Origin of the sequence: Rahnella inusitata (genome assembly GCF_003263515.1) — a bacterium.
Classification (GTDB): domain Bacteria; phylum Pseudomonadota; class Gammaproteobacteria; order Enterobacterales; family Enterobacteriaceae; genus Rahnella; species Rahnella inusitata.
In genome coordinates this window covers 99,941-117,684 of sequence record NZ_JYDE01000014.1, presented here as the reverse complement: position 1 = coordinate 117,684, position 17,744 = coordinate 99,941, and the positions used below count along the sequence as shown (strand labels likewise).

Genomic DNA, 17,744 nt, shown 5'->3' with positions numbered 1-17,744 from the left:
GGCTATCCTTTCGACGGCGATCGCGCCGGATTGAGAATGCGGGTGTTCAGCCAGATGGCCAGCAGGATGATGGTGCCGGTAGCAATCTGGGTGTAGAACGGGGAAATGTGCGAGAGAATCAGGCCGTTCTGAATAATCGCAATCGACATCGCGCCCAGCAACGTGCCGATGATGGTGCCGAAACCGCCAAACAGGCTGGTGCTGCCGAGCACCACGGCGGCGATGACCTGCAATTCAAAGCCTTCACCCTGATTCGACGACCCGCTGCCGAGCCGCGCGGTGATAATCATCCCCGCCAGTGCGGCGGCCATGCCGCTGATGACATAGACACGAAGCGTGACGGCTTTGGTGTTGATTCCGCTGCGGCGCGCGCCTTCAGCATTCGCACCAATGGCGGTCACATAGCGGCCAAAGCGCATGTGATTCAACACGATATGTCCGACGGCCAGCGCAATGATGGCGATCAGGGCAGGCATTGGAATGCCAATAACCCAGGCGCGCCCCATAAAGGCAAAAAGGCTGTCTTCCGGGATCGGAATCGAATATCCCTGGGTAATCAGTAGCGCAACGCCGCGTACCACCGCCAGCATGGCGAGGGTGACGATAAACGCCGGAATGCCTTCGTAGGCGATAAAGAATCCGTTGATGGCACCGACCAGACCGCCGAGCACTAACCCGCCAACCAGCACCACCGGCCACGGCAATCCCCAGTAATTAAGCGCAATCGCCGACAGCGCACCGACCAGCGCCAGCGTGGAGCCGACCGAGAGATCGATACCACCGGTCGTGATCACCAGTGTCATGGCGGTGGCGACGATCAGCAGCGGCGCACTCTGGCGGACGATGTTCAGCCAGTTAGTGCTGCTGAGAAAGTTGTTGGTGATAAGCGAAAAGACCACGCAACAGAAGATAAAAAACAGCGCAATGCTCACTACGCCCGAGTGGTTATGCAATATGCGCCGCGGCAGCGAGTGCCGGATAACCCGTGAACCACTTAAGTTGATCATACTCATCCTGTTTTACCTCAATGCGCGGCGGCAGATTGTGCGGTGAATTTCTCGCCGACAATCAGATTCACAATGTCACCCAGACTGGTTTCAGCCACCTTGCGATCCGCGACGTTGGTGCCTTCGTACATCACCATGATGCGGTCACAAACCAGGAATAAATCCTGTAAACGGTGGGTGATTAAAATGACGCTAACGCCACGGGCGCTGACCCGGCGGATCAATTCCAGCACCGCTTCGACTTCGGCCACCGCCAGTGCGGCCGTGGGTTCATCCATGATCAGCACTTTCGGATCGAACGCCGCCGCGCGGGCAATGGCAATCGCCTGTCGCTGACCGCCGGAGAGATTGCGTACCAGCAGATGAGTGTCAGGAATCGAAATCCCCAGTCCTTTGAGCATTTCCCGCGCATCGGCGTGCATTTTGGTTTGATCCAAAAAGGGGATCCCGAGCAGATGTTTCATTGGCTCACGTCCCATAAACAGATTTCCCGCGACATCGACGGTGTCGCACAGCGAGAGATCCTGATACACCATTTCGATATGGCAACGGCGGGCATCCGCCGGATTGGTAAAGTGCATCTCTTCGCCGTCCACGCGGATGGCTCCGCTGGTCGGCACCACCGCGCCGGACAGCACTTTGGTCAGCGTCGATTTCCCCGCACCGTTATCCCCCACCAGCCCCAGCACTTCGCCCGGTTCCAGCTTGAGATTCACGCCGCGCAGTGAACGAATTGACCCGTAGGTCTTGGTGATATTGACCATTTCTACCCGCGGTACGCCGGGTTTAGCCTGTTGCATCTGGAACTCCTGTCACCCGATTTCGGTTGTAAGGGGTTTGAAGGCGGGGAGAAAAAAAGTTCTGCTGTTCACGGCTTACACCCTTGTAAACCGGTTTACCTGAATAGCAGAACTGTCTCCAGTGCCCGTGGGACAAAACGCTTTACTACTTACCAGCCGAAGTAGACTAAGCAGCTTCCGTGCCAGAGCGCAGGGGCAAGAGGATCCGGGTTTTCTAACTGGCTGTAATTGCGTTGAATAATTTTTATCAGGCCAGTAAACCGGTTTACTGACTCAGAGGTTTTTAAAGCGGGGAGAACAAGGATTGCGCTAAAACTGTGCGCATTTTGCGCTATTTTGGATCAGGTAACAGGTTTTGAATGGAATCTCGCCCTACCCAGCTGACCGGCAGGCGCGTTTCTGCGGGAACATTTTCCTCACCGTTGAGCAGGCGCAGCATCAGACTGACCGCCGTCCGCCCCAGTTCCCGTGCGGGCTGGCGGATGGTGGAGATGCGCGGCTGGGTGAAATCGGCATAGCTGGCATCATCGAACCCCACCAACGACAACGCCTGCGGTGCGCGCAGTCCAAAGTCGCGCAGACCGTCGAGTAAACCGAGCACCAGAAAGTCGCTGGCGGCAAAGACGGCGGTCGGGCGTTGCGGTCGGCTGAACAGCTGGTGAAGCGCGCGCTGGCCGAATTCGCGGCGGTAATCGCCGTACATCACCCATTCCGGCGGCAGCTCAGCCCGGCCTGCGCCAGCGCGGTGCAAAAGCCCTGATAGCGTTCACGCACGCTCATCAGCGCATCCGGCCCGCCGATAAACGCGATCTCGCGGTGCCCGGCGGCGATCAGTTGTTCAGTCGCGAGCCTGCCGCCCTGCTCGTTGTCAGCAAAAACTTTCGGCGCGCAGCTGCCGGGAATGTCTTCATCGAGCAAGACAATTCGCTGATGACGCTGAATTTCTTTGCGCAGCGAACCATTATCTGGCCGGTTGGTGGCGAACAGCAAACCGTCGACCTGGCAGGTATCCAGCCAGTGAATAAACTGGCTTTCCTTCTCGGGATTATTGCGGGTGATGCACAGCACCAGGCTGTAGCCGTTTTCGAACGCAGCTTCTTCGGCGGCGTCCGCCAGTTCGGCAAAGAAGGGGTTGGTGATATCCGACAGGACCAGCCCGAGTGTTTCGCTGCCGCCTTTGCTCAGGCGGCGCGCGAGGCTGTTACCACGATAATCGAGCTCGGCAATGGCCGATTCAATCCGGGTGACGGTGGCCTGCGGCAGAACGATGCTGTGATTCATATAGCGCGACACCGTAGCCTTGGAGAGGCCTGCCAGGTTTGCTACATCGGATAACAGCACACGTTTTTTCATCATCAGACCACGTTGGATAAAAGGTATCAGTAACATAACTACGCGCAAGAGTTATAGCATTTTCCACCGCCTGCGCGCCGCTTAAAAATAGCGCTTGACAAAAAATCCTAAGCAGAGAATTGTAATAGCCAGTTTACCTGCACCACCCGGGAAGCAATTCCCAACCGACCTGAAGCATTTTATCCACGCACCGAAACGGACCGGTCGCGAAAATGTTTTTTGACGGCCTCTGCGGTCAGCCTGTTTTTTTTGAACAGGTTTTACGACGATCACTCTGCTATTTGTCCTGCCAACACATTCTGTGCTCAGCGATTATTCGCCAGGGCAATGCTGGTTATATCTCAATTCCCATGAGGACAAAAACAATGATATTCAACACCGGAAAATTTCGTGTTTTAGCACTGGCCAGCGCAATATTTGCGTCAGGAACTTATATGTCTGGCGCAATAGCCGCAGAGCCCACTTATGCACTGGTGCAAATTAACCAGCAGGCGTTGTTCTTTAACCTCATGAATAAAGGGGCCACGGACGCAGCCAAAGCCAGCGGCAAAAATCTGGTGATTTTTAATGCCACCGATAATCCGGTAGCTCAGAATGACGCCATCGAAAACTATATTCAGCAGGGTGTGAAAGGCATTCTGGTCGATGCCATCGACGTCAACGGCATTATGCCCGCGATTAAAGAAGCGGCAGCGGCACACATCCCGGTGATCGCCATTGATGCAGTGTTGCCGGACGGGCCGCAGGCGGCGCAGGTCGGCGTGGATAATATTGAAGGCGGTAAAATCCTCGGCAAATACTTCCTTGAATACGTGAAGAAAAACATGAATGACAAAGCGGACGTCGGCATCGTCGGCGCACTTAACTCTGCCATTCAGAACGATCGTCAGAAAGGTTTCACCGACACAATTAAAGCCAACAAGAAGATAACCGTGGCCGACGTGGTGGACGGACGTAACGTGCAGGACAGCGCGATGACGGCGGCGGAAAACCTGATCACCGCCAACCCGAATCTCACGGCGATTTACGCGACCGGCGAACCCGCGCTGCTCGGTGCCATTGCCGCCGTGGAGAACCAGGGACGCCAGAAAGACATCAAAGTCTTTGGCTGGGATTTGACGGCGAAAGCCATCACCGGCATTGACGGCGGTTACGTCGCCGCTGTGTTGCAACAGGATCCGGAGCAGATGGGCGTACAGGCGCTGAAGGCATTGAACGACATCACCGCCGGTAAAACCGTGCCGAAGAAAATTCTGGTTCCGGCCACCGTGGTCACGAAAACTAACGTCGATACCTACCGCCCGCTGTTTAAATAAACCGGCAAACCGGCCCGCATTATGCGAGCCGGTTTTTGATGTTTCAGGTGGTGCGCTTTAGTAAGGATTTCAGCTCTGCCGCGACAGGAAATGCGCTGTAGGTACCGGGACGCCCGACGGTAATCGCCGCAGCCTGACTGGCGTGCGCGAGGGATAACGGGTCAATGCCGGTACCTCGCAGCAGCGAGGAAGCCAGCATCACCGCCAGAAAAGTGTCGCCCGCACCGGTGGTATCCACCGCCTGAGCGGCGACAGCCGGGCAAAAGGCTTGATCCGTTTGCGTCGCCAGCGTCGCACCCTTTGCACCCTGGGTGATCACCAGATTTTTGACGCCGACAGGTTGCAGTTCTTCCGCTTCCAGCTGGTTAAGCACGGCGATATCCACCCACGGCCACAGGAGGGCGAATTCCGGTTTGACCGGAGAGGGGTTAAACACCGTGGTCATGCCGCGTGATTTCGCCAGCTGAAACAGGCTGCGGGTTTTGTCGAACGTAAAGTTGCCCTGCATCAGCATTACATCGCCGGGCACGGCATCTTTCAGCGCCTGAGTGAGCGTCTCGAGGCTTAAGGAATCGGCCGCAGTGGTGGTAGTAATAATGGCGTTATCGCCATCGGCACAGTTAAAAATCAGCGACGTATCGCTGTTACCGGAGAATAACGCGGCAGGTAAAACGCGCAGGGTTTCGTCACGCATTTTTTTCGTTATCCATTGGCCATTCACATCATGCCCAATGGCGGCGATTAACGTGGTGTCTATTCCACAGCGGGAAAGCAGAATTGCCTGATTGGCGCCCTTTCCGCCAATGTCCTGTGAGACTTTATTTCCATGAACGGATGAACCTTTTGTCGGAATATCGGCAATTGCCCAGTTTTCATCGACAGTAATATTACCGACAACATAAACACGCATAGTGTTTCCTTGAACAGGATGAAGAAGATGGTTTCTATATCAGCAGAAAAAATCAATGCAATACAAGCTATTTTTTCACGAAAGAAAGCGGTCATTGGCGTTATTCATTGTGATCCTTTCCCTGGTGCGCCAAAATACAACGGAAAATCAATCAATGATATTATCGAGCGTGCACTTCGCGATGCCGATAATTATATTTCCGGCGGCGTTCACGGCCTGATTATTGAAAATCATGGCGATATCCCCTTTTCCAAACCCGAAGACATCGGCCCGGAGACCTCCGCGCTGATGGCGGTGATTACCGACCGGATCCGCACCCGCTTTGATGTGCCGCTCGGCATTAATGTACTGGCGAATGCCGCCATTCCGGCGCTGGCGACTGCCCTTTCCGGCGGCGCGGATTTTGTACGCGTCAACCAGTGGGCGAATGCCTACATCGCTAATGAAGGTTTCATCGAAGGCGCAGCGGCCAAAGCATTGCGCTACCGCAGCCTGTTACGCGCCGAACACATCCGCGTTTTCGCAGACAGCCACGTTAAACACGGCAGCCACGCAATTGTCGCTGACCGTTCGATTAAAGAGCTGACGCGCGATGTCGATTTCTTCGAAGCAGATGCAGTGATCGCTACCGGTCAGCGCACCGGCGACAGCGCAACTCTGAGCGAGATCGACGAAATCCGCAGCGCCACCGAGCTGCCTTTGCTGGTGGGTTCGGGCGTCACGCCGGAGAACGTCGGCGAAATCCTCTCGCGCACGCAGGGTGTGATTGTCGCCAGTGCATTAAAAGTAAATGGCGTGTGGTGGAACGACGTCGAGCTGGCGCGGGTGAAACACTTCATGGAAGCCGCGCGTACCGTGCTGGAGGCGGAGTGATGGAAGCGTTCACCGACCGGCTTTTGCGCGAGCATCAGGATGTCTGGCAAAGGATGCAGCAGCATCCGTTTGTCTGCGACATTGAGCGCGATACGTTGCCAGCCGATGTATTTAATCGCTATCTGGTCTTTGAAGGCCAGTTCGTCGCGACGGCGATTGCCATTTTTGCGCTGGCTGTCAGCAAGGCACCGGCTATCCAGCAACAACGCTGGCTGATAGGCGTGCTGAATGCACTGGTGGATACACAGATCGCCTGGTTTGAAGACGTACTGGCGAAGCGGCAGGTCAATCCGGCGGACTATCCGGACTGTCTTCCCGGCGTCAGAAATTTTAGCGACAACATGCTGAAGGTGGCACAACTCGGCAGCTATGCCGAAATCATCACGCTGATGTTTGGCGCAGAGTGGATGTATTACGCCTGGTGCCGTCGGGTGAGCGAAAAAAGTCAGCGCGACCAGGACATACGCCGATGGATAGAAATGCACGCAGAAGACGAATTCTATCAGCAGGCGTGCTGGCTAAAAGCGGAACTGGACCGCTGTGCAGAGGAACTGACACCGGGTGAACAGACCTCGCTGTCAGTGCTTTACGGCCACGTACTGCAATGGGAAATTGACTTTCACAGCGCAGCGTATAAAACGTAGAAGATCTGTTGGTTTTTGACAAAAACCGATGCAAAAAGCCGCAGGAATGCGGCTTTTTTATTTTCAATAATAGGAGAGTTTCTATGATGTAAATTAATACATTTACTAATTCGCTATTTCCTTCTCGCCTCTTTTTGATAATGGCAGGCAATCAAAACATTAGTTTTTATTAAGTTATTTAGAAAACAAACTTAACCCTTAATTCATATTCAACCTATCAATACATGATTCAATTAGCCATCAATATTATCCATTAACTTAATAACAACAGTCCGATACTGGACACAACAAAAAACAAAAAAAACTAGATTGAAAATCATTTTATGGTAGCCTTTGCTCCTCACTGAGCACTCCCGATAACGCAACCATATTACTTTGGTGATTAGTTTTCATTATCGACGAGTGGATAAATAGCGTACTAATCTCAAGGCCGACGACAAAAAATAAAGTATTATATTTTATTTGGCGAAATAAAAAATATTATCATCTAAAGTTTTTTGTGAAAATCACGGCTTTTAAGATAGTAAATTTATTCGCTCGTAAATTACGCTTAAAAATTAACTCATCATACTACCCAAATAATGCCGGATAAATCTATGAGTAATACACAGCATAAATTAGATAAAAACAGACCTCCCCGCGTACAAATCACCTATGACGTGGAAATTGGGGATGCTCAAACGGTAAAAGAATTACCTCTTGTTATCGGTGTCATGGGCGACTTCACACAAAGTGAAGATAGCCTGCGTGAGCGAAAATTCCTCAACATCGATAAAGACAATTTCAGCGGGATCATGTCTTCAATGCAGCCACAGGCTGAGTTTCTGGTTGAAAGCACATTACCGGAAAAGGAAGGAAATCTGGCGGTTTCACTGACCTTCAACACGATGGAAGATTTCTCACCGGACAATATTGCCCGTCAGGTGGAGCCTCTGCGCAAGCTGATTGAGCTGCGCGAACAACTTTGCGATCTACGTAACCGTGCCGCCAGTAACGAACGCCTGAAAGAACAGCTTTCAGAGTTATTGCAGCAGCAAAACTTAGCGTCTTCCAGCGTAACCAAAAACCAGGGAGACGAAGAATGAGTGTTGAACAAACTCTGAATGCTCCCGCCGGACAAGCGCTGAGCGAAGATTATCTCGATAAAATCATTGATAACACTCAGGCAATTCGTCGGGAATCCGATCGTGACCGTATGAAATCGCAGCTGAATAACTTTCTTGCGGAAGTTGTTTCTGGCGCAATGGTTGTATCAAGCGATCTGATTGGCAGTATCGAGAATCGCATTCATGCCATTGATGAACTGCTTTCCAGTCAGGTTAGCCTGATCATGCATGCACCTGAATTCCAAAAAAGGGAATCCTCGTGGCGTGGTCTGCAAAAGCTGGTTGCATCGAGTGTGACTGAAAATACTCAGATTCGTTTACTGCAATGCACCAAACAGGAATTAATCAAAGACTTTAAATCAGCGTCGGATTTCGACCAGTCGATGCTTTTCAAAACCGTTTACGAAAGTGAATACGGTACTTTTGGTGGCGTGCCTTTCTCTGTTTTTGTCGGGGACTTCCAGTTCGATAATACTCCACAGGATATTGATTTACTGGAACAAATCTCCCATGTTGCGGCGGCGGCCCATGCACCTTTCCTGAGCGCTATCGCCCCCGGCATGCTGTCGATGAGTGATTTTGCCGACATGCCTCGCCCGCGAGATATGGCGAAAATGTTCGAGACCACCGATTACGCCCGCTGGCGCTCATTCCGCCAGACGGAAGACAGCCGCTATGTCGGTCTGACCCTGCCAAGGGTGCTTGGCCGTATGCCTTACGGGGCCAAAACTATTGCAGTTGAAACTTTCGGTTTTGAAGAAACAATTCGGGAAAATGAAGTCGGCTCTGATTACCTGTGGATCAACTCCGCCTTTGAACTGGCGGGTCGTATTGTTGATTCCTTCGAAGAAACCGGCTGGTGTGCAACGATTCGTGGTGTAGAAGGTGGTGGTCTGGTTAAAGCCCTGCCGGCGTATAACTACGTCTCCGAAAGCGGTGAGCGCCTGATGCAATGCCCGACGCAAGTCACCATTTCCGATCGCCGTGAGAAAGAGCTTTCTGAACTCGGTTTTATTCCACTGGTTCACTGTAAAGGCACGGATTATGCGGCTTTCTTTGCTGTGCAATCTGTTAATAAACCACGCCTTTATAAGTCTGATCAGGCCAACGCCAACGCACGTCTGTCAAGCCAGTTACAGTATCTGCTCGCGACTTCGCGCTTTGCTCATTACCTGAAATCTATCGCACGCGACAAAGTCGGTAGCTTTATGTCACGCACCGACTGCGAAAACTATTTACAAAAATGGATCATGCGATACGTGGTGGCTTCAGATAACGCGGGCCCTGAAACCAAAGCCCGTTACCCCCTGCGCGAAGCCAGTGTTGAAGTTGTAGAAGTACCTGGTTGCCCTGGTATGTATCGTGCGATTGCGTATTTAAAGCCTCACTTCCAATTGGAAGGACTGAGCATGTCGTTACGACTCGTCGCCGATTTACCTGGCACAGCCAGTAATTAATTATTATTAATAAACAACAGTAAGGAAATAAAAAATGGCAAAGCTCCAAGAGTGTCAGTTCGTACAAATCAGTATCGACGGTAAAGCTGTTAAAGGGTCATCTGAAGAGGCCGGGTATAAAGAATGGATGGAAGGTTTTGCTCCTTCCGGTTTATCGACTTATTCAGGTCAGGACGGCGCGATGTTTGACAGCTGTCATATCTCTCTTCAGGTAACGAAAGAAACCAGCAACCTGTACGAGAAATATTTACAACGTGGCTATAAAGATCTCACGATCACAATCGTTCATCGTAGTTCTGACCACTACAAAGAAGATTATGAATGTCAACGCACTGTTTACCATAACTGTAAAATCAGCACGATGAACTTCGAAAAACGTGATCAGCTGTTTTTGAATATGTCCTTCAGTTTTGAAGGCGCAGTGGAAGTCACCTTCTATGCACCAAATGCCGACGAAACTGCGCTGGATCAAATTGGACCAATCAAATACGACATTCCTAAAAAAGCGCTCGTATAACCTTAGAAAAATAAAGCAGTGCATTTGCACTGCTTTACTGTAAAGAGATATTACCATGCCATCCTTATTACTTCGCCTGAGTGATAATACGCCTTACGTAGAAAAGGATAATTACCGGAATGAAGACAAAAGCACCTGGTTGCTCGATGAGCTTAAGATGCTTTTTTCTTCACGTTCGAGTTTTGCATATCTTGAAACCCTGCCGTTAGTGAATGCGTCGATTTTAAATTACGGTATCAATGAATCGGTTTCACAAATTCATGACACAGACAGACGAAAAACAATCATCGAAGAACGTATTAAAAATACATTTCAGCGCTTCGAACCACGTTTATCCGGCGTGACGATCATCACTAAAACAAATAATCCCTCTCACGTCATTTTTGAAATAAATGCTTTGCACAACACATTGCCGGTGAAATTTGACCTGGTGTGGGATGACTGTACCGGTAAGTTTTATTTCGATGAATAAGCTGCTGTCGTATTACCAGAAAGAGCTGGCCTTTTTGAAACAGCATGGCATAGCCTTTGCCAGCCGTTTCCCTAAGATTGCCCGCCGTCTGGGCATGATCGAAGGCGAATCCGAAGATCCGCACGTTGAACGCATCATTGAATCTTTTGCGTTATTAACATCGCGTATCCATCAGCGCCTGGATGACGATATGCCGGAGCTCACTGAAGCGCTGCTCACCACCATTGCCCCGCAGTTTTTACGGGTGATGCCCTCTACGTGCATCGTCTCCATTGAACCCCACCGGCTGACCAGCGGTATTACCGATAAAAACACCATCGCCGCCGGTGCCTCGCTGTTTACCCGGCACATCAAGGACGCGGCGTGCCAGTTTCAGACCGTGTACCCCGTGGTTCTGTTGCCACTGTCGGTGGATCAGACCCGTTTGCATTTTGACGAGGAAGATCTTAGCTGGCATCTGCACCTTAGTTTTCAGGTGTGGTCCGGTGCGACGGTGGCGGGCGAATCCCTGCGGTTGTTTTTGCATGGTCCGGGTAACGCGGTCAACATTCTCTATACCCTGCTGTGCTCTGAAATTAACCAGCTGAGTGTTCATCAGGGCGACGCATCTTATCCGTTGAAAAGTACGGCGGTAACCCCGGCAGGTTTTAGTCACGAAGAGGGCCTGCTGGGGCAGGATCCCCGTGTGGCGCCGATTCATGCGCTTCTACAGGATTATTTTTTCTTCCCGCAGAAGTTCTATTTTCTGGATATCCGCCTGCCGGAGACTTTTCACGCCGCCGCCAATTCTGTGTTCAGTTTTGAAGTGGTATTTAACCGCACGCATCTGAATCATCATCTGGAAAAGCTGGCGAAGATTATCGACACTTCCTTTTTCCGCCTTAACTGCACGCCAGCCATCAACCTGTTTGCCCAGCGTGCAGAACCGATCACGCTGACGGAAAACACTGCTGAATACCCGGTCATTCCTGATATCCGTCGCCAGCAACAGATTGACGTCTGGGCGATTAACCATGTCTTTATTCAGGGCGGCGAAGATAAGGACAGGACGATGGTGCCCGTCCAGCCGCTGTTTGGTATCGACCACTCGCGCATTGAGGGTGATGCAGGCATTTACTGGCAGAGTTTTCAGCGCGAAACCCTGAACGCCGCCGGGTCTGAACGTAAAGTGTTTATCGCTTTTGCCAACCGCAATAGCCAGGCCGCTGCGCCGCAAGCCGAGATGGTCACGCTGAGCTTAACCTGTACCAATCAGACCATTCCGTGTGAGATGAAAAACGGTCATCCGGACGGCGATTTTGACTCAGATTTGCCGCTGGCAGACTTGAAAATCAGCGCCCTCAACCGTCCGACGCGGCCTGTCCAGCCGCCCGATAAAAGTGCTATCCGCTGGCGTCTGATTTCCCAGCTGTCCCTCAATCACATGTTGCTCAGCGGCACTCAGGGCGTACAGGTATTGCGGGAAACGCTGATGCTGTACAACTTTCATGATCTTCCGGCTATCACGCGCATCATCAACATGATCCTGCATCTTGACGTGCAGCCGATCACTACGCGTCTGGTGGCCAGCGATCCGCAGACGATGGCGCGCGGTATCGCGCTGACGCTGACATTTGCCCATGACGCATTGAACGAACCCGAATACTTTCTGCTGTGTTGTTTTCTGGATCACTTTCTCGGGCTGTATGCACCGGTCAATAGCTTCACCCGCGTCACAACGTTGATTGAAAATGAAGAACACACACGCCGGATCTGGCCGGTGCGGGCAGGGAAACTGTCATGGATTTAACACGCATCACCAGCAGGTTCAGTTTCTACCAACAGGTGCGCACGTTGTTGCACAAGCTGCGTGGCAAACACACCACCACAGCTGACACGCTGGATGCAAAGCTGCGGCTCGTCTCTCCTCTTTCTCTGGAAGCGCCCTCCGGTCAGATTGCCGGTATCGAGCAGGAAAATCCTGACGATCCGCTGCGCATCACCGTCTGGCAGAACGGGCTTACCGGTGCGCAAGGCGCATTACCCACGGCCTACACGGAATGGATGATCGGACGTCAGTATCGTTATGGCGACCGCAGCGCCAAAGCCTTTCTGGATATGTTTGGCCACCGGCTTTACTGCCTGGATTACCTCGCATGGCAGAAAAACCATCTTTACGCCCTCGCCGAATCACAAACTCAGCAGCCCTTACAACAGGCAACGCTGGCGCTGACCGGTTTACTGACGTCGCAGTCAGTCTCAGGCGGCGAAAAGTATGCCCATTTGTTTTCATCGCCGGTTCGGTCGCTGGTCAATCTGGAAGTGTGGCTCGGCCAATATTACGGCGTGCCGGTGCATATCACGCCGTTCACCGGCGGCTGGAAAACCGTTGAAGAAACCGAACATTGTCAGCTGGGAAACCTGACGCACACCCTGGAAACCGCGCCGATGATTGGTCGCGTGCGCTGGGAAGTTCAGTCGAACTTTGATGTCACCTTCGGGCCGATGAGTCAGGCGCATTCGCAACGCTTCACGCCGCAGGGCAAGTTTTATCAGGAAATCTGGGGGCACATTGGCGAATACGTCGGGCCGGGGCTGGATTTCTCAGTCCATCTCACCATCAGCAGCGACAGCAGCCCGCCCGTGCCACTGGGTGGCGGTCAGCTGGGTTTGGATATTTGTATCGGCCAGCGCGACCCCACCGCCCTGCGCCACGTTTGTCTGCCGCTGCCTGCATAAGCCAGCAATATTGCCCGATGTCGCGACTGTTCCGCCATCACGCAGCACTTCAAAAGGAAGATGAGAATGTTATTAACCGCACAACTAAAAGAGATGCAGAAAAATCACTTCCTGCACTGGAACGGCGCCGTTGCCTCGGATTTCTTACTGCTGTCACTCAACGGCAGCGAGACGGTTTCCACGCCTTTTTGCTATGAACTGCGCTCGGTGACGGCGCTTGATGAGAAAGGCATTGCTGCCTTACATGGCAAAGCGGTGTCCTGCGAGATTGGCGACGGTATACATAATCTGCCCCGGCGCTATCTGCACGGGATTGTGACCCGCATTCAGCGCAAGCGAGATGCCTACGGCCAGACGGAATGCCTTTTCCGGCTGGAGCCCGCCTTTGCGCTGTTGCAGTCAGGGCGCTCGACGCGCGTCTGGCAAAACATGACCGTGCCGGATCTGGTCAGCAAACTCCTGGGCGAGCACAACATCAGCCAGGTGGATCTCCAGCTGCGAAATAGCTATCAGAAACGGGAATATTGTATTCAGTACCGTGAGTCCGATTTCGATTTCATCAGCCGCCTGCTGGAAGAAGAAGGTATCTATTACTTTTTCAAACATCAGGAAAATCAGCACCAGATGGTACTGGCCGATCATCCGGCCGGACACCCTTCGGCCAAAGCGGGCACGCTGCCCTGGCACCATCAGGGGCAAGTTCTGACCCCCGGCAACATTGAAACCTGGTCTATCAGCTCGTCGCTTATTCCCGGCGAAGTCGCGATGACTGGCTATAACATGCAGAAAGCGGCGGCGGTGGCCGACAGCAATAATTCAACATCGAAAACGCACAGCGTCGACCATCTGACCTTTACTGACGTCACACCGCTCGCCGAACGCGCAGAGATCACCAGCAAAGCTAAGAACGCCATGGAGGCGTTTGAGGCCAACACCCAATTGTACGACGTCACCGTTAACGCCCACTGGCTCAGCTGCGGCGAAGTGTTCAGCCTGACCGACCACCCGACAGACAACGACAGTTACCGCATTCAGGCGCTCAGCTTTGAGGCCACCAATAATTTCGAAAGCAGCACCAGCAGCTACCACTGTGAAATTCAGACACTGCGCAACAGTGTGAAATGGCGCCCGGTTTGTACCCGTACTGCGCCGGACATTGTGGGCGTGCTGATCGCCAAAGTCGTCGGTCCTTCTTCTGAAGAAATTCATACCGACGAATACGGCCGCATCAAAATCCAGTTTCCGTGGGATACCGAAAACAAAAATGACAACAACAGTTCGTGCTGGGTGCGTGTCTCGCAACCCTGGACCGGCAGCAAGTTCGGTTTTCAGTTTATCCCGCGCATCGGCAGTGAAGTGCTGGTCAGTTTTATTCAGGGAAATCCTGACTTTCCGCTGGTCACCGGCTCGGTTTACAACGGCCAACACAAACTGCCCTTCACTCTCCCCGACGAAAAAACGGAATCCGGCTTCGCTACGCGCAGCACCAGCAAAGGTGGGATGGAAGACGGCCATCGGCTGAGTTTTAACGATAAAAAAGGCGAAGAGAAGCTGACAATCGTCGCGCAAAAAGACCTGCTGATGACCGTGAAAAACGACGTCACCAGTGAGGTCACGCGCGACGTTAAAAGCAAAATCGGTGCGAACCGCGACACGGAAATCACCAAAGGCAACGACACGCTGGTGCTCAAACAGGGATCTCTGCACATCACCCTCGATAAAGGCGATATAGAGCAGAAAGTCACCGGCAACGTCACCACCCGCCTGAATAACGGTAATTACTCCCTCACGGCGACCGGCGGCAGCGGCAAGATTAAAACCGACAAAACCTGTGTGATCGAATCCACGCAGTCCATCGAGCTGAAGGTCGGCTCCAGCAAAATCGCGATTTCGCCAAGCGGCATCACCATCAGCGGCACGATGATCAAAATCGAAGGCTCCGGCACGGCCGAACTGAAAAGTGCGATGACCACCGTACAGGGTAGCGGGATGACGCAGATTAAAGGCGGCATCATCAATATTGGCTAAGGAACACAGCTTAAGGAGACAGCATGTCTGATTACGATTATCCCCCCGCGGCGCACGGGCAAAGCAATATGCAGCAAAGTGCCGACGACCAGTGGGAACAGGTGCTAACCCTGTGGGTGAAGCAGGCCGACCCGCGCGCGCTGAGCCTCTGGCTGCTCGGCTGCCTGCGCCACATCGCACACCCGGCCAGCGCACAGGTGCTGGACGAAATGCAGCGCTGGTATGCCGAGCCAAATGAAAAATTACGCTGGCAGATTTTTCACCACGCCGAAATCCTGGGTTTCGACACCCCGGCAGGTGCGCTCGCACTGTCACTGTTCTGGTCGCAGGGCAGCATGAGCCCGGAAGGGCTGGAACCGGTGTACCCCGAACCGCACCTCAGCGGCGAGATGCGCCGCTGCGTGTTGCTGATGCTGGCGACGCGCAACACCGACAATCCGGCAGACGGCACCCGCCGCCTTCTGGCGCAATGGACTCAGGAGAAAGCCTGATGGGACAACCCGCAGCTCGCGTTTCAGATATGCATGTTTGCCCGATGGTCACGCCCGGCCTGCCGCCGATCCCTCACGTGGGTGGCCCGATCCTGCCGCCCGGCGTGCCTACTGTACTGATTGGTGGCATGCCCGCCGCAACCGTCGGCTCAATGGCCGTCTGCGTGGGCCCTCCGGACAGCATTGTCATGGGCAGCGTCAAAGTAATGATCGGCAAAAAACCGGCTGCCCGCATGGGTGACAGCTGCGCGCACGGCGGCACTATCGTCATGGGCTGCCCGAAAGTTCTTATTGGATAGTTTTGTTTTAATTGGAAAAAGATATGTCAGTAATGCAACCAGAAATAGCCGCTATGTTGATGCCCATCAGCCCGGAACAACCGGCAGGGCTCAATCTGGAATACGAGCAAATTTATGATGATATCCGTCAGTCTCGCGAAAGCGACCCGGACTATCTTCCGCAAGATGAATGGACTATGGCTGAGCCGCGCCGCGCTGACTGGCACAAAGTTCGCAAGCTGTGCGTTGCCGCGCTTTCCCAGCAAAGCAAAGATTTGCAGGTAGGCTGCTGGCTGGTTGAGTCCCTGACTCACTTACAGGGCATTGAGGGCGCAGAAACTGGCTTTCAATTCCTGAGTGAATTCATCACGCACTTCTGGTTTCAGTGCTGGCCCACGCTGGATGACGAGGGCGCGGCGGTCCGCTACAGCAAACTCAGCCGACTCGATCGCGATATTAGTCAGCTGCTGTACACCCGTCCGCTGATCCGCCAGCCGGAGTCTTCTTTGGCGCACTGGCACAGGGTGCTCGCCTTCGAACATAAAATCTGTACGTGGCCGGATTCACGCGACGACATGATAGCCAAAGAAGGCGATCTGAGCATGGAGACGTTCGATGTGCTCGCCGCGACGTTTTCTTCCATCGAAATCAGCCAGCGGGCCGGTAGCCTTGAGCGCCTGAAAACTCAGCTCGACCGGCTGGAAGCCTGTTATTTCTCGCTGAGTCAGGAAGAGCCTCACGCCCTGTTTGCTCAAACACGCCAAAGCCTGTCAGACAGTACGGATTTTCTGCAACGTCTGGCACAGCGGGCGATCCCGACGGGCAGTGAAATGCTGAATCTGGATTTCACCGATCTCACCGACGAACCTGTCGCCTTTGAGATGGGGGATGCTTATCAGGCACCGGGCCGCAATCAGCTGCTTTCGCGTGAACAGGCCATCAGTCAGATGCTGTCTATCGCCCACTTTTTCCGCCAGACCGAACCCTCCAGCCCGGTGCCGTTCCTGATGGAGCGTGCGGCGCGCTGGGCGAACATGACACTCACCGAATGGCTTGACGAAATGCTGACTGACAGTGGAAGCATGCGTGAAATCAACAACGTACTAAAAGGACAAAAAGAGTGAAAGCCCTAAGCACAGCATTATTACTTTTCATCGCCAGCACTCTGCTGTGTGGCTGCGCGGGTGAAAAGGCCAGTAATAAGGTCTCCGCCGAACAGCAGGCCATCGATCAGGTGGCCACACCGTTTGCTCAGGGCGCGATCGCCCTCAACATCACGGCAGATCCCGGCCTGAACAGCTGGAATGAGATTGCCAACAGCTGCACTTTGCTGGTGATTCAGGCGCAAAATGCCAGTTCGTTGAATAAAGTCCTGTCTAATCCGGCGCAGTTGAAAAGCCTGTTTAACGGCGCGGGCGCCGAAAATGACATCCTGAAAGTGGACCGTTACGCCACCATGCCCGGTCAGCAAATCACGCTGCACATCGACCGCAGCGAGAATACCCGCAAGGTGGCAATCGTCGCTGGCTATTACCCGTTCCCGAAAAAACAGCATATGGCGATGGTCAGTATCCCGGTCACTCTCACCAGCACTGGCTGGTGGACACCAAAGTGGTCCGCACAACTCTCTCCGCTGGTCCTTAACGTCAGGCTTGGCAGTCAGAGCATTACAGAGCTGACGAAAAATTCATCGCCACATGACGTTCAGTCGCCAGCAGACTCTCAGCCAGTGCAGAACTCGCCTGTCAACGTCCCGGCGGGGGGAGAGAAATAA

The 17,744-nt window shown here is 53.1% G+C and carries 17 protein-coding genes and 1 pseudogene; 14 read left to right on the top strand and 4 right to left on the bottom strand.

Translation table 11 applies throughout. The features are described from left to right. Positions 1–2: 2 nt before the first annotated feature. From TU92_RS08505 to TU92_RS08495, 3 genes and pseudogenes are all read right to left on the bottom strand, one after another. The gene (locus tag TU92_RS08505; protein ID WP_167457495.1) at positions 3–1,004 is read right to left on the bottom strand and encodes an ABC transporter permease; all 1,002 of its coding nucleotides are present in this window, start codon (positions 1,002–1,004) and stop codon (positions 3–5) included. A gap of 20 nt (positions 1,005–1,024) precedes the next feature. Continuing rightward, the gene (locus TU92_RS08500) at positions 1,025–1,771 is read right to left on the bottom strand and encodes an ATP-binding cassette domain-containing protein (RefSeq protein WP_167457496.1); all 747 of its coding nucleotides are present in this window, start codon (positions 1,769–1,771) and stop codon (positions 1,025–1,027) included. Positions 1,772–2,138: 367 nt separating this feature from the next. Further along, a pseudogene (locus TU92_RS08495) lies at positions 2,139–3,088 on the bottom strand (LacI family DNA-binding transcriptional regulator). 437 nt (positions 3,089–3,525) lie between these two features. Here TU92_RS08495 and TU92_RS08490 point away from each other — a divergent pair. Then, complete coding sequence (locus TU92_RS08490) at positions 3,526–4,476, top strand: ABC transporter substrate-binding protein (protein ID WP_112166176.1); 951 nt, start codon at positions 3,526–3,528, stop codon at positions 4,474–4,476. A gap of 43 nt (positions 4,477–4,519) precedes the next feature. Here the strand turns inward: TU92_RS08490 and TU92_RS08485 are convergent, their stop codons facing one another. Then, positions 4,520–5,386 (bottom strand): PfkB family carbohydrate kinase, encoded by an 867-nt coding sequence (locus TU92_RS08485; protein ID WP_112166174.1) that lies wholly within the window; start codon positions 5,384–5,386, stop codon positions 4,520–4,522. Between the two features lie 27 nt (positions 5,387–5,413). On the opposite strand from TU92_RS08485, the gene TU92_RS08480 reads away from it, so the two are divergent. The 13 genes from TU92_RS08480 (at position 5,414) to TU92_RS08420 (ending at position 17,744) form a co-directional block, all read left to right on the top strand. Beyond that, a complete protein-coding gene (locus TU92_RS08480; RefSeq protein ID WP_112166172.1) occupies positions 5,414–6,259 on the top strand; it encodes a BtpA/SgcQ family protein in 846 nt (281 codons plus the stop codon). After that, positions 6,259–6,903: a TenA family protein gene (locus tag TU92_RS08475; RefSeq protein ID WP_112166170.1), complete on the top strand. Its 645-nt coding sequence runs from the start codon at positions 6,259–6,261 to the stop codon at positions 6,901–6,903. Before TU92_RS08480 ends, TU92_RS08475 begins: the two co-directional genes overlap by 1 nt. 596 nt (positions 6,904–7,499) lie before the next feature. Then, positions 7,500–7,988 carry a type VI secretion system contractile sheath small subunit gene (gene tssB / locus TU92_RS08470; RefSeq protein WP_112166168.1) on the top strand — a complete coding sequence of 163 codons (489 nt, stop codon included), beginning with the start codon at positions 7,500–7,502 and terminating at the stop codon, positions 7,986–7,988. Next, positions 7,985–9,466 carry a type VI secretion system contractile sheath large subunit gene (gene tssC / locus TU92_RS08465; RefSeq protein ID WP_112166166.1) on the top strand — a complete coding sequence of 494 codons (1,482 nt, stop codon included), beginning with the start codon at positions 7,985–7,987 and terminating at the stop codon, positions 9,464–9,466. The genes tssB and tssC overlap by 4 nt, the downstream gene beginning before the upstream one ends. Before the next feature lie 34 nt (positions 9,467–9,500). Further along, entirely contained in the window at positions 9,501–9,983 is a 483-nt protein-coding gene (locus tag TU92_RS08460) for a hypothetical protein (RefSeq protein WP_112166164.1), read from the top strand. A gap of 55 nt (positions 9,984–10,038) precedes the next feature. Then, positions 10,039–10,455, top strand: coding sequence for a type VI secretion system baseplate subunit TssE (locus TU92_RS08455; RefSeq protein ID WP_112166162.1), 417 nt, complete (start codon positions 10,039–10,041; stop codon positions 10,453–10,455). Next, positions 10,421–12,244 carry a type VI secretion system baseplate subunit TssF gene (tssF, locus tag TU92_RS08450; protein ID WP_244207775.1) on the top strand — a complete coding sequence of 608 codons (1,824 nt, stop codon included), beginning with the start codon at positions 10,421–10,423 and terminating at the stop codon, positions 12,242–12,244. Before TU92_RS08455 ends, tssF begins: the two co-directional genes overlap by 35 nt. Continuing rightward, positions 12,235–13,173: a type VI secretion system baseplate subunit TssG gene (gene tssG / locus TU92_RS08445; RefSeq protein ID WP_112166158.1), complete on the top strand. Its 939-nt coding sequence runs from the start codon at positions 12,235–12,237 to the stop codon at positions 13,171–13,173. Before tssF ends, tssG begins: the two co-directional genes overlap by 10 nt. Before the next feature lie 66 nt (positions 13,174–13,239). Continuing rightward, positions 13,240–15,201, top strand: coding sequence for a type VI secretion system Vgr family protein (locus TU92_RS08440; RefSeq protein ID WP_112166156.1), 1,962 nt, complete (start codon positions 13,240–13,242; stop codon positions 15,199–15,201). 23 nt (positions 15,202–15,224) lie between these two features. Continuing rightward, the gene (locus tag TU92_RS08435) at positions 15,225–15,692 is read left to right on the top strand and encodes a DUF6931 family protein (protein WP_112166154.1); all 468 of its coding nucleotides are present in this window, start codon (positions 15,225–15,227) and stop codon (positions 15,690–15,692) included. Next, the gene (locus TU92_RS08430; protein WP_112166152.1) at positions 15,692–15,991 is read left to right on the top strand and encodes a PAAR domain-containing protein; all 300 of its coding nucleotides are present in this window, start codon (positions 15,692–15,694) and stop codon (positions 15,989–15,991) included. The genes TU92_RS08435 and TU92_RS08430 overlap by 1 nt, the downstream gene beginning before the upstream one ends. A gap of 53 nt (positions 15,992–16,044) precedes the next feature. Continuing rightward, positions 16,045–17,094: a type VI secretion system protein TssA gene (tssA, locus tag TU92_RS08425; protein ID WP_248291964.1), complete on the top strand. Its 1,050-nt coding sequence runs from the start codon at positions 16,045–16,047 to the stop codon at positions 17,092–17,094. Beyond that, positions 17,091–17,744, top strand: coding sequence for a type VI secretion lipoprotein TssJ (locus tag TU92_RS08420; protein WP_112166147.1), 654 nt, complete (start codon positions 17,091–17,093; stop codon positions 17,742–17,744). Before tssA ends, TU92_RS08420 begins: the two co-directional genes overlap by 4 nt.

Excerpts from the sequence above, each read along its gene's own strand:
- TU92_RS08485 (WP_112166174.1), bottom strand. The coding sequence starts at position 5,386 with ATGCGTGTTTATGTTGTCGGTAATATTACTGTCGATGAAAACTGGGCA.
- tssB (WP_112166168.1), top strand. The coding sequence starts at position 7,500 with ATGAGTAATACACAGCATAAATTAGATAAAAACAGACCTCCCCGCGTA.
- TU92_RS08500 (WP_167457496.1), bottom strand. The coding sequence starts at position 1,771 with ATGGTCAATATCACCAAGACCTACGGGTCAATTCGTTCACTGCGCGGC.
- tssA (WP_248291964.1), top strand. The coding sequence starts at position 16,045 with ATGTTGATGCCCATCAGCCCGGAACAACCGGCAGGGCTCAATCTGGAA.
- TU92_RS08455 (WP_112166162.1), top strand. The coding sequence starts at position 10,039 with ATGCCATCCTTATTACTTCGCCTGAGTGATAATACGCCTTACGTAGAA.
- tssF (WP_244207775.1), top strand. The coding sequence starts at position 10,421 with ATGACTGTACCGGTAAGTTTTATTTCGATGAATAAGCTGCTGTCGTAT.
- TU92_RS08490 (WP_112166176.1), top strand. The coding sequence starts at position 3,526 with ATGATATTCAACACCGGAAAATTTCGTGTTTTAGCACTGGCCAGCGCA.
- TU92_RS08435 (WP_112166154.1), top strand. The coding sequence starts at position 15,225 with ATGTCTGATTACGATTATCCCCCCGCGGCGCACGGGCAAAGCAATATG.
- tssC (WP_112166166.1), top strand. The coding sequence starts at position 7,985 with ATGAGTGTTGAACAAACTCTGAATGCTCCCGCCGGACAAGCGCTGAGC.
- TU92_RS08440 (WP_112166156.1), top strand. The coding sequence starts at position 13,240 with ATGTTATTAACCGCACAACTAAAAGAGATGCAGAAAAATCACTTCCTG.
- tssG (WP_112166158.1), top strand. The coding sequence starts at position 12,235 with ATGGATTTAACACGCATCACCAGCAGGTTCAGTTTCTACCAACAGGTG.
- TU92_RS08460 (WP_112166164.1), top strand. The coding sequence starts at position 9,501 with ATGGCAAAGCTCCAAGAGTGTCAGTTCGTACAAATCAGTATCGACGGT.
- TU92_RS08475 (WP_112166170.1), top strand. The coding sequence starts at position 6,259 with ATGGAAGCGTTCACCGACCGGCTTTTGCGCGAGCATCAGGATGTCTGG.
- TU92_RS08480 (WP_112166172.1), top strand. The coding sequence starts at position 5,414 with ATGGTTTCTATATCAGCAGAAAAAATCAATGCAATACAAGCTATTTTT.
- TU92_RS08430 (WP_112166152.1), top strand. The coding sequence starts at position 15,692 with ATGGGACAACCCGCAGCTCGCGTTTCAGATATGCATGTTTGCCCGATG.